The sequence below is a fragment of the Arthrobacter sp. SLBN-83 genome, from assembly GCF_006715285.1.
GTDB lineage: Bacteria > Actinomycetota > Actinomycetes > Actinomycetales > Micrococcaceae > Arthrobacter.
On the sequence record NZ_VFMX01000001.1, the window covers coordinates 2,730,016 to 2,743,377 of the forward strand.

At 65.4% G+C, this 13,362-nt stretch carries 13 protein-coding genes; 9 read left to right on the top strand and 4 right to left on the bottom strand.

What is annotated here, in order from left to right:
- Position 1: 1 nt before the first annotated feature.
- On the bottom strand, positions 2-1,021 hold the full coding sequence (locus tag FBY30_RS12720; RefSeq protein ID WP_142133177.1) for a pirin family protein: 1,020 nt from the start codon (positions 1,019-1,021) through the stop codon (positions 2-4).
- Positions 1,022-1,256: 235 nt separating this feature from the next.
- On the opposite strand from FBY30_RS12720, the gene FBY30_RS12725 reads away from it, so the two are divergent.
- From FBY30_RS12725 to FBY30_RS12750, 6 genes are all read left to right on the top strand, one after another.
- Positions 1,257-2,357 carry an ABC transporter ATP-binding protein gene (locus tag FBY30_RS12725; protein ID WP_142133178.1) on the top strand — a complete coding sequence of 367 codons (1,101 nt, stop codon included), beginning with the start codon at positions 1,257-1,259 and terminating at the stop codon, positions 2,355-2,357.
- Positions 2,357-3,079 carry an ABC transporter permease gene (locus FBY30_RS12730; RefSeq protein WP_142133179.1) on the top strand — a complete coding sequence of 241 codons (723 nt, stop codon included), beginning with the start codon at positions 2,357-2,359 and terminating at the stop codon, positions 3,077-3,079. Before FBY30_RS12725 ends, FBY30_RS12730 begins: the two co-directional genes overlap by 1 nt.
- Entirely contained in the window at positions 3,076-3,822 is a 747-nt protein-coding gene (locus FBY30_RS12735) for an ABC transporter permease (protein ID WP_142133180.1), read from the top strand. The genes FBY30_RS12730 and FBY30_RS12735 overlap by 4 nt, the downstream gene beginning before the upstream one ends.
- Positions 3,819-4,781 (top strand): ABC transporter substrate-binding protein, encoded by a 963-nt coding sequence (locus FBY30_RS12740; protein ID WP_142133181.1) that lies wholly within the window; start codon positions 3,819-3,821, stop codon positions 4,779-4,781. The genes FBY30_RS12735 and FBY30_RS12740 overlap by 4 nt, the downstream gene beginning before the upstream one ends.
- Before the next feature lie 139 nt (positions 4,782-4,920).
- Complete coding sequence (locus tag FBY30_RS12745; protein WP_142133182.1) at positions 4,921-6,141, top strand: pyridoxal phosphate-dependent aminotransferase; 1,221 nt, start codon at positions 4,921-4,923, stop codon at positions 6,139-6,141.
- Between the two features lie 51 nt (positions 6,142-6,192).
- Positions 6,193-7,047 (top strand): polyphosphate kinase 2 family protein, encoded by an 855-nt coding sequence (locus tag FBY30_RS12750; RefSeq protein ID WP_142133183.1) that lies wholly within the window; start codon positions 6,193-6,195, stop codon positions 7,045-7,047.
- Positions 7,048-7,166: 119 nt separating this feature from the next.
- Here the strand turns inward: FBY30_RS12750 and FBY30_RS12755 are convergent, their stop codons facing one another.
- Positions 7,167-7,385: an exodeoxyribonuclease VII small subunit gene (locus FBY30_RS12755; RefSeq protein ID WP_142133184.1), complete on the bottom strand. Its 219-nt coding sequence runs from the start codon at positions 7,383-7,385 to the stop codon at positions 7,167-7,169.
- Entirely contained in the window at positions 7,382-8,734 is a 1,353-nt protein-coding gene (xseA, locus tag FBY30_RS12760; RefSeq protein ID WP_142133185.1) for an exodeoxyribonuclease VII large subunit, read from the bottom strand. The genes FBY30_RS12755 and xseA overlap by 4 nt, the downstream gene beginning before the upstream one ends.
- A gap of 160 nt (positions 8,735-8,894) precedes the next feature.
- Between xseA and FBY30_RS12765 the strand changes: the two genes are divergently transcribed.
- Together FBY30_RS12765 and FBY30_RS12770 are read left to right on the top strand one after the other, a co-directional pair.
- Positions 8,895-9,746, top strand: a complete 852-nt coding sequence (locus FBY30_RS12765; RefSeq protein ID WP_142133186.1) for a hypothetical protein — start codon at positions 8,895-8,897, stop codon at positions 9,744-9,746.
- A 9-nt stretch (positions 9,747-9,755) separates the two neighbouring features.
- Positions 9,756-10,835, top strand: coding sequence for a 4-hydroxy-3-methylbut-2-enyl diphosphate reductase (locus FBY30_RS12770; protein WP_142133187.1), 1,080 nt, complete (start codon positions 9,756-9,758; stop codon positions 10,833-10,835).
- Positions 10,836-10,933: 98 nt separating this feature from the next.
- Here the strand turns inward: FBY30_RS12770 and FBY30_RS12775 are convergent, their stop codons facing one another.
- Positions 10,934-12,160, bottom strand: coding sequence for a DNA recombination protein RmuC (locus FBY30_RS12775; protein ID WP_142133188.1), 1,227 nt, complete (start codon positions 12,158-12,160; stop codon positions 10,934-10,936).
- Between the two features lie 90 nt (positions 12,161-12,250).
- Between FBY30_RS12775 and ychF the strand changes: the two genes are divergently transcribed.
- Complete coding sequence (gene ychF / locus FBY30_RS12780) at positions 12,251-13,336, top strand: redox-regulated ATPase YchF (RefSeq protein WP_142133189.1); 1,086 nt, start codon at positions 12,251-12,253, stop codon at positions 13,334-13,336.
- Positions 13,337-13,362 lie beyond the last annotated feature (26 nt).

Below are 13,362 nucleotides of genomic sequence, written 5' to 3' on the forward strand. Positions count from 1 at the left end.
TCTAGCTGACGGACCGCTTGCGGGGCGTCAGCCGAACGGCGGGAAGCGGGGGAGCCGGGATGCGTCCCGCCTCCGCTCCGGCGTCCGGACCGTGGCCTGCCACCAGGCCGTAGCGGGCGGCTGCTGTTTCGGTGTCCGGCAGCCCCGCCTGCGCTTCCCAGTCGTCTCGGGCCTGCTCCACTTCGTCGTGCGTGCGGCCCACAAAGTTCCACCACATCAGCAGTTCCTCACCGAACGGCTCACCGCCGATCAACAGGAAACGGGTGCCGGGGCGCGCCTGTATCCGCAACTCGCTGCGGCCGATGCCCAGGTAGCCCAGCGGGCCAGCCGGCAGGTCCTGCCCGTCCACCGCCAGGCCGCCGTCGAGCACCAAAATCCCGTGCTCAAAGGTGGGCTCCAGCGGGAGCACGGCCTCGCCTTCGCAGGAGACATCTGCGCCCACGATGGGCGAGTACATCGTTGCCGGGGATGCCACTCCGGCAAGTTTTCCCACCATCACGGTGGCGGTGTAGCCGTGGCCGGCGACGCGCGGCAGCTCACGGTGCTGTTCGAACGCCGGTTCCCTGTGCCGGTCCCCGTCCGGAAGGGCAACCCAGAGCTGCAGGCCCCGCTGCAGCGGCAACTCCTCGCCGTCGGAAGGAAGCACCGCGAACTCCGAGTGCGACACGCCGTGCCCTGCAGTCATGATGTTCAGCTCACCGGGACGCACCACCACATCGCTGCCCACGCTGTCGCGGTGCCGGATGTGCCCCGCCAGCGGCCAGGTCACCGTCTGCAGCCCAATGTGGGGGTGCGGGAGCACGGACATCGCCGTCCGGTCCGGGCCAAAGCTGTCCAGGAAGCACCACGCCCCGATCGTCGGCAATCCGCGCTGGGGCAGCGTACGTTTGACGTTCATGGCGCGGACGCCGCCCAGCGGCACCTCACGCTCCGGCCACAGCTGGAGGCACGGGCCTGGGGTGCCTTCCGCAGCCGCAGGCGGACACAGCTCTTCCTGGGGTGCGATTTCCAAATTGGTCACGCCTTTACTCTAGGCGTGCTGATACCACGTCAACAGCAGTCCAGCGCGTCCCGTTCCGGGCACCCATCCGTGCAGGCCAGGGTACCGAATGGTCACAGTAGGGATTCCTTTGCGGGGATTAGGGCTTTAGCTGCTGAAGGCCGCCCCCGTTTGGGTTACCGTAACTATCAGCGTGCTGATGGCAATGTCGCGGTGCTGCAAGCAGCCCGTCCAAGAGAACAGGTAAGTCCGCACCATGGACCAGGCGATGATCGAGTTCCAGAGCGTTACCAAGCAGTACCCTGGCGGCCAGCCTGCCGTGGACGGATTGTCCATGTCCATCGCCAGGGGCACCGTCACAGTCTTTGTGGGCCCTTCCGGCTGCGGCAAAACAACGTCCCTCCGCATGATCAACCGCATGGTGGAACCCACGTCAGGGACCATCACCGTGGATGGCCGGGACGTGACCTCCGTGCCTGCGGCCGAGCTGCGCCGGTCCATGGGATACGTCATGCAGTCAGCAGGGCTGCTGCCACACCGGTCGGTCCTGGACAACATCGCCACCGTCCCCAGGCTGAATGGCGTTTCGAAAGCTGACGCCCGCAAGCGTGCCGTGGAACTCCTGGACGTGGTGGGGCTGGCACACTCCCTTGGCAGGCGCTACCCCTCCCAGCTGTCCGGCGGCCAGCAGCAGCGCGTGGGCGTGGCACGTGCCCTCGCAGCGGATCCGCCCATCCTCCTCATGGACGAGCCGTTCAGCGCAGTGGACCCGGTTGTCCGGGACGAACTCCAGCAGGAACTGCTGCGCCTGCAAAAGGACCTGGCCAAGACCATCGTGTTCGTTACCCACGACATTGACGAAGCCACAGTGCTGGGCGACAAGGTTGCCGTCTTTGCCACCGGCGGCAAGCTTGCCCAGTACGCCACCCCAGAGGAAATCCTCCGGGCGCCGGCCAACAACTTCGTGGCGTCCTTTGTCGGCCGGGACCGCGGCTTCCGGCACCTGGGTTTCAGCCCGTCCGACGGCGTGGTGATCCACCCTGTGCCCACGATCATCCGTGCTGCGGGGGGATACGAGTCCGATTCACGCGCAGCGGGCGGCTGGCAGCTGGTGGTGGATGCGGAGATGCGTCCGCTGGGATGGTCCGCGCCGGGCACTGAGACTGAACTCGTTCCCGGCGGTTCGCTGTTCCGTCCCGGGGAGAGCCTCCGGCGGGCCCTGGACGCAGCCCTGTCCTCGCCGTCGGGCCTGGGCGTGGCCGTTGACCCCGACGGCAAGGTACTCGGCGTGGTCCGCGGCGGTGAAGTGCTGGCGCTCATCGAGGAAGCGCGCCAGGTGCGGCAGGCAGCCCTCTGATGGAATGGTTCCTTGCCAACACCGGCATGATCCTGGAACGCGGCGGCCAGCACCTGGTGCTGGCCATCGTTCCCATGGTCCTGGGCCTGCTGATTTCCATCCCGCTGGCGCAGCTGGCGCGGCGAAACGGCGCGCTCCGCTCAGTGGTGCTGACGGCGTCATCCCTCCTGTACACCATCCCGTCGCTGGCGTTGTTCATCATCCTGCCCACCATCCTGGGCACCCGGATCCTGGACCCCCTCAACGTGGTGGTGGCATTGACCATCTACGCGGTGGCCTTGCTGGTCCGCGCCGCCCTGGACGCCTTCGATTCCGTTGACGCTGACATCAGCCAGGCCGCGCAGGCCATGGGCTTCAAACCGCTGGCCCGGTTCCTGCAGGTCGACCTGCCGCTCTCCCTGCCGGTTCTGTTCGCCGGACTGCGCGTGGTGTCCGTCAGCAACATCTCGCTGGTCAGTGTTGCGGCCCTCCTGGGTGTCGGAAACCTGGGCATGCTCTTCACCGACGGCCTCCAGCGCGACTTCGTCACCGAGGTGGTGGTGGGCATCATCGCCATCCTGGTCCTTGCCCTGCTGATGGATGCCGTCCTTGTCCTGCTGGAACGCATCCTCACCCCGTGGGAGCGGGCCGGCAACCGGCGGGACCGCGGTGTAGGACGTACCCATTCGGAAGCAGCGGCCGCTGCGGAGCCGTCCGCGACAACGGCGGGAGGACCAGCGTGAGCAACGTCTTTGCCGATACGTTCGCCTGGCTCGCCGACCCGCTCCACTGGTCCGGAAGCATGGGTATCCCCACCCGCATGGGGGAGCACCTCCAGTACACCGGCCTGGTCATGCTCATCGCCACCGCCATCGCCGTTCCGGTCGGGCTTTTTGTCGGCCACACGGGAAAGGGCAGGGTGGCCGTCGTGGCGCTGGCCGGGGCCCTCCGTGCGCTTCCCACCCTTGGCCTGCTGATCCTGTTCGTGCTGCTGGCCGGCATCGGGCTGATGCCCCCGGTTTGGGCCCTGGTGATCCTCACGGTCCCGCCGCTGCTGGCCGGAACCTACGCCGGTATTTCCAGCGTGGACCGGAACGTCGTGGACGCCGCCCGTGCCATGGGAATGACGGAACTGCAGGTCCTGTTCCGGGCCGAGCTGCCCAACGCGCTCCACGTCATGTTCGGCGGATTCCGGACAGGCGTGCTGCAGGTGATCGCCACCGTCTCCGTGGTTGCCTACATCAACCTCGGGGGCCTGGGCCGCTATCTCTTCGACGGCCTGGTCCTCAGCGACTTCCCCCAGATGCTGGGAGGTTCCCTCCTCATCGCTGTGCTGGCCATCGCCGTCGACCTCATCCTGTCCCTATTCCAGAGGCTGTTCCTGACCCAGGGACCCTCGAAGCTGTCCTACCGCAGCCAGGAGGCTGCGGTTGATCTCACAGACCCCGTTGTTGCGGAGACTGTTGTACAAGGAGGTAAGTCATGAAAGATAGCCGTCCCCAGCGCCTCGGCAGGCGGGCATTCGGTGGCCTTGCCGCCGGAGTTGGCCTGGCCGTGATGCTGTCCGCCTGCGGCGGTTCATCCGACCCCCTGAAAAACCCCCCGGCGTCCAGCGGCGGGGCGTCCGGCGAAGCCACCTCCCTGGTGGTGGGCTCGGCCGACTTCCCCGAAAGCCAGATCATCGCCGAGCTCTACGCCGGCGCACTGAACGCCAACGGAATCACCGCCACCACCAAGCCGAATATCGGCTCCCGCGAGGTCTACTTCAAGGCAGTCCAGGATGGCTCCGTCGACGTGGTGCCGGACTACAGCGGCAACCTGCTGCTGTATGTGGACAAGGAAGCCAAGGAAGTCTCCGCCGGCGACATCGCCAAGGCGCTGCCCGGCAAGCTGCCGGACGGGCTCGGTGTGCTGGACGCGTCCAAGGCTGAAGACAAGGACGCCATGGTGGTCACCAAGGCCACCGCGGAGAAGTACCAGCTGAAGTCCATCGAGGACCTGGCAAAGGTCTGCAGCGACATCGTGGTGGGGGCGCCGGCCACGTTCGCCGAGCGCGCCTACGGCCTGCCGGGCCTGAAGAAGAACTACAACTGCGTCCCCAAGAAGCTGGAGCCCTTCAGCGACGGCGGCGGCCCTGTCACGCTGAAGGCGCTGCTGGAGGATCAGGTGCAGGTGGCTGACATCTACACCACCACGCCCTCCATCGCCGACAACGATCTGGTGGTGCTTGACGATCCCAAGAACAACTTCATCGCCCAGCAGGTCCTGCCGCTGTACAACAAGGCGAAGATGACGGACAAGGCAAAGCAGGCGCTGAACTCGGTGTCCAGCACCCTCACCACCGATGACCTGATCAACCTCAACCGTGCGGTCAGCGGCAGCCAGAAGCAGGACGCCAAGACAGCGGCCAACAACTGGCTCAAGGAGAAGGGCATCGTTAAGTAGGCATTATGCCGCCCCTCCGGCGAGGGGAACTTCGGTGATGACGACGGCGGCTGCCGGACTTTCAAAGGTCCGGCAGTCGCCGTCGCCATGTGGTGGATGTCTCAACGGGGATGCATCCTTCCTGTGGCATATTTGAGGAATGGCAGAATTCAGGCAGTCCACGAAGCTTCACAACGTTCTCTATGACATCCGTGGACCGATTCTGCAGGCCGCCCAGCAGATGGAGGCGGAGGGCCACCGGATCCTCAAACTGAACATCGGCAACCCGGCCCCGTTCGGCTTCGAGGCACCGGACGCCATCCTGGTGGACATGATCCGCCACCTGCCGCACGCGCAGGGCTACAGCGATTCGCGCGGCATCTTCTCCGCACGCACCGCGGTGTCGCAGTACTACCAGACCCGCGGTATCCAGAACATCCATGTGGACGACATCTACCTGGGCAATGGTGTCAGTGAGCTCATCACCATGTCCCTGATGGCGCTGCTGGACTCAGGCGACGAGGTCCTCATCCCCACGCCGGACTACCCGCTGTGGACGGCCTCCGTGGCGCTCGCCGGCGGCAAGCCCGTCCACTATCTTTGCGACGAAGAGTCCGGCTGGCAGCCTGACCTTGATGACATGGAAGCCAAAATCACGCCCCGCACCAAGGGAATCGTGGTCATCAACCCCAACAACCCGACGGGCGCCGTCTACCCGGAAGAGACGCTGAAGCGCATCGTTGCCCTGGCCGAAAAGCACGGCCTGGTGATCTTCGCCGACGAGATCTACGAAAAGATTTTGTACGAGGATGCCGTCCACGTAAACCTTGCCAAGCTCACCGACGACCACGTCTTGTGCCTGACTTTCAGCGGCCTGTCCAAGGCCTACCGGGTCTGTGGCTACCGGGCCGGCTGGATGGCCATATCCGGGCCCAAGAAGGAGGCCGCCGACTATCTCGAAGGCATCAACCTCCTGGCCAACATGAGGCTGTGCGCCAACGTTCCGGCCCAGCACGCCATCCAGACCGCACTGGGCGGCTACCAAAGCATCAACGACCTCATCCTCCCGGGCGGCCGCCTGCTGGAGCAGCGGAACAAGGCCTACGACATGCTCAACGCCATTCCCGGCGTCAGCACCCAGCAGGCCAGGGGTGCCCTTTACCTCTTCCCGCGCCTGGACCCCGAGGTCTACCACATCCGGGACGACGAGAAATTTGTCCTTGATCTGCTGAGGGAACAGAAGATCCTCGTGTCCCATGGCCGCGCCTTCAACTGGGTCAGGCCTGACCATTTCCGCATGGTGACACTGCCCAACGTCAAGGACATCGAGGAAGCCATCGGCAGGATGGGGGACTTCCTAAGCAGGTACCAGGGGAACTAGCCTGTGCTCACGGGCCGCCGGTCCGTGCAACCCTTGCCGAAAGGATTCCCCATGGCCCGTGTCGTTGGCTTCGACCAGCATCCTGCCCAAACCCTTCGCGCGGGGGAGGGGTTCTCCCTGGCCGCAGTGGATCCCAACTCGACCCCCGGCTACAGCGGAAACAAGGATGACGGCAAGCTGCTCCTCGCGGAGATGGACGACGAACTTTCCGAGTTGCAGGAAAAGCTCTTCGCCGAGTCCCGCTTCGGCGGTTCCAACCGTGTCCTGCTGATCCTGCAGGCCATGGACACCGCGGGCAAGGGCGGGATCGTCAGCCACGTCATGGCATCCATGAACCCGCAGGGAGTCCAGTTCAAGGCGTTCAAGGCACCCACCGACGAGGAAAAGTCCTACGACTTCCTGTGGCGGATCGAGAAGGAAGTGCCGGCCGCAGGCATGGTGGGTGTGTTTGACCGTTCCCACTACGAGGACGTCCTCATCCACAGGGTCCACGGCTGGGCCAGCCCGGATGAGATCAAGCGACGGTACGTTGCCATCAACGAATTCGAGGCGAGGCTGACGGATTCCGGTACCAAGGTGGTCAAGGTGATGTTGCACATCAGCGGGGACGAGCAAAAGGAACGGCTGCTGGCACGGTTGGACAACCCTGCCAAGCACTGGAAATACAGCCACGGCGACCTGGACGAGCGCGCCTTTTGGAACGACTACATGGACGCCTACCAGGCGGCGATCGACGAAACGAGCACGCCCGACGCCCCATGGCACGTGGTCCCGGCCAACAAGAAATGGTATGCCCGGATCGCGGTCCAGCAGCTGCTGCTGGGCGCCCTGTCCGGGATGAACCTCAAATGGCCAAAGGCTGAATTCGACGTCGCCACGGAGCGCGAACTGGTGGCTCGTTCCTGAAGATCCGCTGCTGGGGATCCGCTGCCGGCATCCGTTTCGGCGGACTTATTGCTGCCGGTGACGGCGACCCGTTGACTGTATCGGCTGTGGTGACCGGCTGGCTACAGTATTTGCGCTGCCTACAGTGGTTGGTCCCGGGCTGCAGCCAGGCGCTTCCGTGCGCCTTCCAGCCACTCCTCGCAGCGCGCGGCCAGTGCCTCGCCTCGTTCCCACAAGGCGAGCGACTCTTCCAGGCTGGCGCCTCCGGCTTCCAGCCGGCCCACCACTGCGATGAGTTGCTCGCGGGCCTCCTCGTAGCTCAGGCCTGTGACGTCGAAATCTGGCTTCTGTTCGGTCATGCCTTCTCTTCCAATTCCTGGTGGTGGTCTGTGTTTCCCGGTTGGGATCCGCCGGTGGACTGCAGTGGTCCGGTGGACGTGGCGCCGAGGCGTCCCTCTGCCACGCGGATGGACAGGGCGGCACCGGCAGGCGCCTCGGCGGGGCGGCGGACAACTGCGTGCCCGGCTTCGGCGATCCGTGCGGCCTGGTCTCCTGCCAGTTCGACGACGGCGTACCCCCGGTCCAGCGTCTTCTGCGGGGACAGCGCGCGTACCTGGGCTTTGAGGTGTTCAAGCTGGTCTGCTGCGCGCACTACGGTGGAACTTACGGCAGCGGACGAACGGCGCAGGAGGCGTTCAATTTCCTCGGCCCGGACCGAGACCATGCCCTCCGGCGCCGCCATGACGGGCCGCGAGTGCAGGGCGGCCAACCGGTCCGATTCCCGGTCCACCAGCCGCTCCACGCAACGGCGCAGCTGTTCGCGCGCCTGGCGCACTCCGGCAAGCTCTTCAGAGACCTCCGGCACGATCCGCTTGGCGGCATCGGTGGGGGTGGAGGCGCGCAAATCCGCGACATAGTCCAACAGCGGACGGTCTGCCTCGTGGCCGATTGCGCTCACCACGGGAGTCGCGGCCGCAGCCACCGCGCGGATCAGGTCTTCGCTGTTAAACGGCAAAAGGTCTTCCAGTGCTCCGCCGCCGCGGGCGATGACGATCACATCCACCTCCGGCCGGGTATCCAGTTCGCGCAGGGCACGGACCACCTGGGCCACGGCGGTATTCCCCTGGACGGCCACCTCGCGGATCTCGAATTCAACCGCCGGCCACCGCAGGGCAGCGTTGCGAAGGATGTCCTTCTTCGCATCCGAGTCGCGGCCCGTGATGAGGCCGATCCGGTGCGGCAGCAGGGGCAGGGGCTTCTTCCTGGAGTCTGCGAACAGGCCTTCCGCTGCCAGCGCCTGGCGCAGCCGCTCAATCCTGGCCAGTAGGTCACCAAGTCCCACCGGCCGGATGTCCCGCACCATCATGTTGAGCCTGCCCGTTTTCAGCCAGAACTCCGGCTTCAGCAGTGCCACCACCCGCGACCCGCGCTCCAGTGGAAGGTTTTGGCGTTCCAGCACCTTGGTCCACACGGACGCCGGCAGTGAGACCTCGGCGTCCACGTCGCGAAGGGTCAGGTAGGCGTTGCTGCCGCGGCGGTTCAGCTCGATGACCTGGCCTTCCACCCACGCGGACGGCGTGCGGTCGATGTGGGCCTTCAGCTTCTGCGACAGCAACTGCAGGGGCCAGGGGTTGTCCGGGCTGGTTTCCGCAGCAGTAGCCGGCAGCGTAGTGGGCGCGGTACCCGGGAGGGACGCCTGCTCAGACATGCGGACGCCATTGGGAAGCTGGTGCTGCGGGCATGCGGTCCTTCATCTCTTGTGGGCTTCATTCAACCTTATCCATAAGGTGTAGCACCGGGGGCTGACAGTAACAGCCCAACTGTCCTGCCTAGGATGGGTTAAGGCCCCCAACCCCGAAGGACCTGTCGTGCGTACTTTTGTCTCTGCCATTGCCACCGTGCTGGGCATCCTCCTGGCCGCTGTCGCCGTTCCCGCTATCTGGGTGGACCGGAACATTGTCCAGGAAGACGGGTTTGTCAGCCTCGCCGCTCCGCTCGGCAGGGACTCGGACTTCCAGCGGAAACTGGCTGGGGCGGCCGTGGGAACGATTGACACCGGATCGGTCCCGGGATTTCTTTCGGGACTGGTCGAACCGATGCTTGAGAAGGCGGCGGAGTCGCTGACCGGGCTGCCCGGCTACCCGGCGGCTTGGGAGGAGACCCTCCGCCGAAGCCACCGTCTGAGTTTCGCCGACCCTTCGGCGGATCCCCAGGCCGGCGCTTCGCCGTCATCGCTGACTCTCGACGTGGCCCCCTTGGTAGCCCTCGGCTCGGAGGAGATCTCTCGGACCACGCGGCTTCCCCTGAACCCGCCGGAGCAAACCCTGATCAATGTCGGCCAGCCCGCGCAAAGGGAGTGGACGGAACGGCTCGCCACTTATGCGCCGATGGGCTACATCCTTGCCATCGGTTCGGCTGCAGCGTTCCTGCTGGCATTGGTCGCCGCACGGCGCCGCTGGACCGTGCTGTTGGCAGCCGGCGTTGGAGGATTGGCGCTGGCCGCCCTGTGGGGGGCCGGGTTGCAGCTGGGCTCGGCCCGTGCCCAGGCAACCGACACCGGCAACGCAATGGCCAACATGTTCCGTGACGAGTTCCTGGCCGCCGCGGGCGCGGACTTCCAGGGGTGGATCACCACTGCAGCAATAACGGGTGGCGTCCTGGTGGCAGCGGGCATTGTGACGTTGTTCGCATCCCGGAAACGGGCGCGGACCAGCCGGTAACATGGAGGGATGACCACCACGGCCGTTCCCCTTTCGATGCCAACCATTCCACGCAGGCGCCGTTCGCCTGAGGAAGTAGCAGCCGCGGCTCCCGTCAACGGTCCCAAGAAGGTGCTGCTGGCTGCCCCCCGCGGCTACTGCGCCGGCGTTGACCGGGCCGTCATTGCGGTCGAAAAGGCGTTGGAGCACTACGGCCCACCCGTGTATGTCCGCAAGCAGATCGTGCATAACGTCCACGTGGTCAGCTCCCTGGAGGAAAAGGGCGCCATCTTCGTGGACGAGACCGACGAAGTCCCGGAAGGCGCCTTGGTCATCTTCTCCGCCCACGGCGTCTCTCCGGCAGTAGTCCAGTCCGCGGAAGACCGCGGACTGCGCACCATCGACGCCACCTGCCCGCTGGTCACCAAGGTGCACAGGGAGGCCGTTCGCTTCGCCAAGGACGATTTCGACATCCTCCTGATCGGCCACGACGGCCACGAGGAAGTGGAAGGCACCTCCGGTGAAGCGCCGGAGCACATCCAGATCATCAACGGCCCCCACGAAGTGGACAAGGTGACCGTCCGCGACCCCGAGAAGGTCATCTGGCTCTCCCAGACCACGTTGAGTGTTGACGAGACCATGGAGACCGTCCGGCTGCTCAAGGAACGGTTCCCCACCCTCCAGGATCCGCCCAGCGATGACATCTGCTACGCCACCACCAACCGGCAGGTGGCCATCAAGAAGATCGCGCCCAAGGCGGACCTGGTGATCGTGGTGGGCTCGGCCAACTCATCCAACTCCGTCCGACTGGTGGAGGTGGCGCTCGAGTACGGTGCCAAGGCCTCCTACCGCGTCGACTTCGCCAATGAGGTTGACGAAGCATGGTTTGAAGGCGTCGCCAGCGTGGGCGTCACGTCGGGGGCCTCCGTGCCGGAGGTGCTGGTACAGGACGTTCTGCGGCTCCTTGCCGACTACGGCTATGGCACCGTGGAGGAAGTGGTTACGGCCGAAGAAGACCTGCTGTTCTCGCTGCCCAAGGAACTCCGCGCAACCCTGAAGCAGTCCGGTGACGTCAGCCGCGCCCTGGGCGGCCGCCGGTCCCGCAACTGAAAACAACCACGGCGCACAGCCAGCGCACTTAGGCAGCAATTGAGCGGTGGGGCCGGGCAGTCAGGGACTGCCCGGCCCCACCTGTCTTCGGCGGCACTTCAGGCCGCTTCGTCATCACCCTGAAGTTCGGGTGCCACCAGCGCGCGCGGGGTTACCTCCACCACCGGAGGCGTGGCGAGGCCCGACTCTTCCAGGCTGTTAAGTTTCCGGGCGGTGGGAAGGATCCGGGCTTCCAGGGTCCCGACCATGGCGTTGTAGCGGTCCACAGAAGTCTTCAGTGATGATCCCAGCTTGCTGACGTTCTCACCCAGCGTGCCCATCCGGTCGTACAACTGCCGCGCGAGCTCAAACAGTTCGCGCGCACTGTCCGTCAGGACGTCCTGGCGCCAGGTGAATGCCACGGATTTCAGCACGGCCAGCAGGGTGCTTGGGGATGCGAGGACAACATTGCGGGACAGGGCATGGTCCAGGAGCCCGGCGTCAGCTGTCAGGGCGGCCGCCAGGATGGATTCGGCCGGGATGAAGCACACCACCAGTTCCGGCGAGTTCCCCGGGATGTCCCAATACTTCTTGGTGCCCAGCGCATCGACGTGTGCCCTCAGGGCCTTGGCGTGCGCGGTGAGGAGGGCCTGCCGGTTCCTGCCATCGTTCGCCGTGGATCCCAGCGGCCGGCCCGGGCCCGGATCCACGGCGCCCAGTTCCTGTGCCTCGAGGTAGGACGAGAGCGGAACCTTGGCATCCACCACCAGCTGCTTTTCGCCCGGCAACTGCACCACCAGGTCCGGGCGGACAGCTGACTCATGGCCGGCACTGTGGACCTGTTCCACGAAGTCCACGTGGCGGAGCATGCCGGCAGCCTCCACCACCCGGCGAAGCTGCACCTCGCCCCATTGGCCCCTGGCGCTGTTTGAGCGCAAGGCCGACTCAAGGGCATGCGTGGAGCGGATGAGCTGTTCATCCGAGAGCCTGGCCTCCTGCAGCTGCTGGGCCAACTGGCCGTACTGCTCAACCCGGTCCCGCTCCAGCAATGCGACCTGCTGCTGGACTGCGGAGAGCTTCTCGGCCACCGGGGCCAGCGCGCGCAGGACACTGCCGTCCTGGGTCCTTGCCTCACCCAGCTCACGGTTCTGTGCCGCCAAAAGCCGCCGCTCGGCGTCGGCCGCTGCCAGCTGGGCCGTGACCTCCGAAAGGCGGGACGACACCTGGTCAAAGTCCGCCTCCAGCCCATGCGAGTTCCGGCGCAGGGAAAAGTAGGTGGCAGCGGCGCCGGCAAGGGCGCCCAACAGCAGCATGAAGAGGGCCAGAATCAAGGCAAAAGCATCCATGGCTTCACTGTTGCACGGGGCTCTGACATTCACCGGCAGTGACATTCCCCGGTACTGTCCCCGGCGGCCCGGCGGGTAGAATCAATGCTCGTGGCTCTTACTATTGGCATCGTCGGACTGCCCAACGTCGGCAAATCAACCCTCTTCAACGCGCTTACCCGCAACCAGGTCCTGGCCGCGAACTACCCGTTCGCCACCATTGAACCCAATGTGGGCGTGGTGAACCTCCCGGACCCCAGGCTGCAGAAGCTCGCCGGAATCTTCGGCTCGCAGCGCATCCTGCCCGCCGCCGTGTCCTTCGTTGACATCGCCGGCATCGTCAAGGGCGCATCCGAGGGGGAGGGGCTGGGCAACCAGTTCCTGGCCAATATCCGCGAGGCTGAGGCCATTGCCGAGGTTGTCCGGGTCTTCGACGACCCCGACGTGGTGCACGTTGACGGCAAGGTTGACCCGCGCTCGGACATGGAAACCATCAACACCGAGCTGATCCTCGCGGACCTGCAGACCATCGAAAAAGCCATCCCGCGGATCGAAAAAGAAGTCAAGATCAAGAAGCGGGAAGCTGCCGAACTCGCCGCCATCAAGGCCGCGCAAGCAGTGCTGGAGCGCGGCGACACCATCTACTCGTCCATCAAGAGCGACAAGCTCGAGATGGAGCACCTCAAGGAACTGGGCCTGCTGACGGCCAAGCCCTTCATCTACGTCTTCAATGCGGACGAAGGCATCCTGGGCAGCCCGGAAAAGCAGGAAGAGCTGCGGGCCATGGTCGCTCCGGCAGACTGCATCTTCCTTGACGCCAAACTCGAAGCGGACCTCGTCGAACTGGACGAGGAAGAGGCGCGCGAGATGCTCGAGATGAACGGCCAGGACGAATCCGGCCTGGACCAGCTGGCGCGCGTCGGCTTCCACACCCTCGGGCTTCAGACCTACCTCACGGCCGGCCCCAAGGAAGCACGGGCCTGGACCATCCGGCAGGGGGACACGGCACCGCAGGCGGCGGGCGTCATCCACTCCGACTTCCAGCGCGGCTTCATCAAGGCCGAAGTCGTCTCCTTCGAGGACCTGGTCGATGCCGGTTCCATGGCCGAGGCAAAATCCCGCGGCAAGGTCCGGATCGAAGGCAAGGAATACGTCATGGCCGACGGCGATGTGGTGGAGTTCCGCTTCAACGTCTGATTCGGCCTGTAGCGGGCATAGCACCG

Coding starts and splice junctions, on each gene's coding strand:
- FBY30_RS12725 (WP_142133178.1), top strand. CDS start 1,257: ATGGACCAGGCGATGATCGAGTTCCAGAGCGTTACCAAGCAGTACCCT.
- FBY30_RS12730 (WP_142133179.1), top strand. CDS start 2,357: ATGGAATGGTTCCTTGCCAACACCGGCATGATCCTGGAACGCGGCGGC.
- FBY30_RS12740 (WP_142133181.1), top strand. CDS start 3,819: ATGAAAGATAGCCGTCCCCAGCGCCTCGGCAGGCGGGCATTCGGTGGC.
- FBY30_RS12745 (WP_142133182.1), top strand. CDS start 4,921: ATGGCAGAATTCAGGCAGTCCACGAAGCTTCACAACGTTCTCTATGAC.
- FBY30_RS12750 (WP_142133183.1), top strand. CDS start 6,193: ATGGCCCGTGTCGTTGGCTTCGACCAGCATCCTGCCCAAACCCTTCGC.
- FBY30_RS12755 (WP_142133184.1), bottom strand. CDS start 7,385: ATGACCGAACAGAAGCCAGATTTCGACGTCACAGGCCTGAGCTACGAG.
- xseA (WP_142133185.1), bottom strand. CDS start 8,734: ATGTCTGAGCAGGCGTCCCTCCCGGGTACCGCGCCCACTACGCTGCCG.
- FBY30_RS12770 (WP_142133187.1), top strand. CDS start 9,756: ATGACCACCACGGCCGTTCCCCTTTCGATGCCAACCATTCCACGCAGG.
- FBY30_RS12775 (WP_142133188.1), bottom strand. CDS start 12,160: ATGGATGCTTTTGCCTTGATTCTGGCCCTCTTCATGCTGCTGTTGGGC.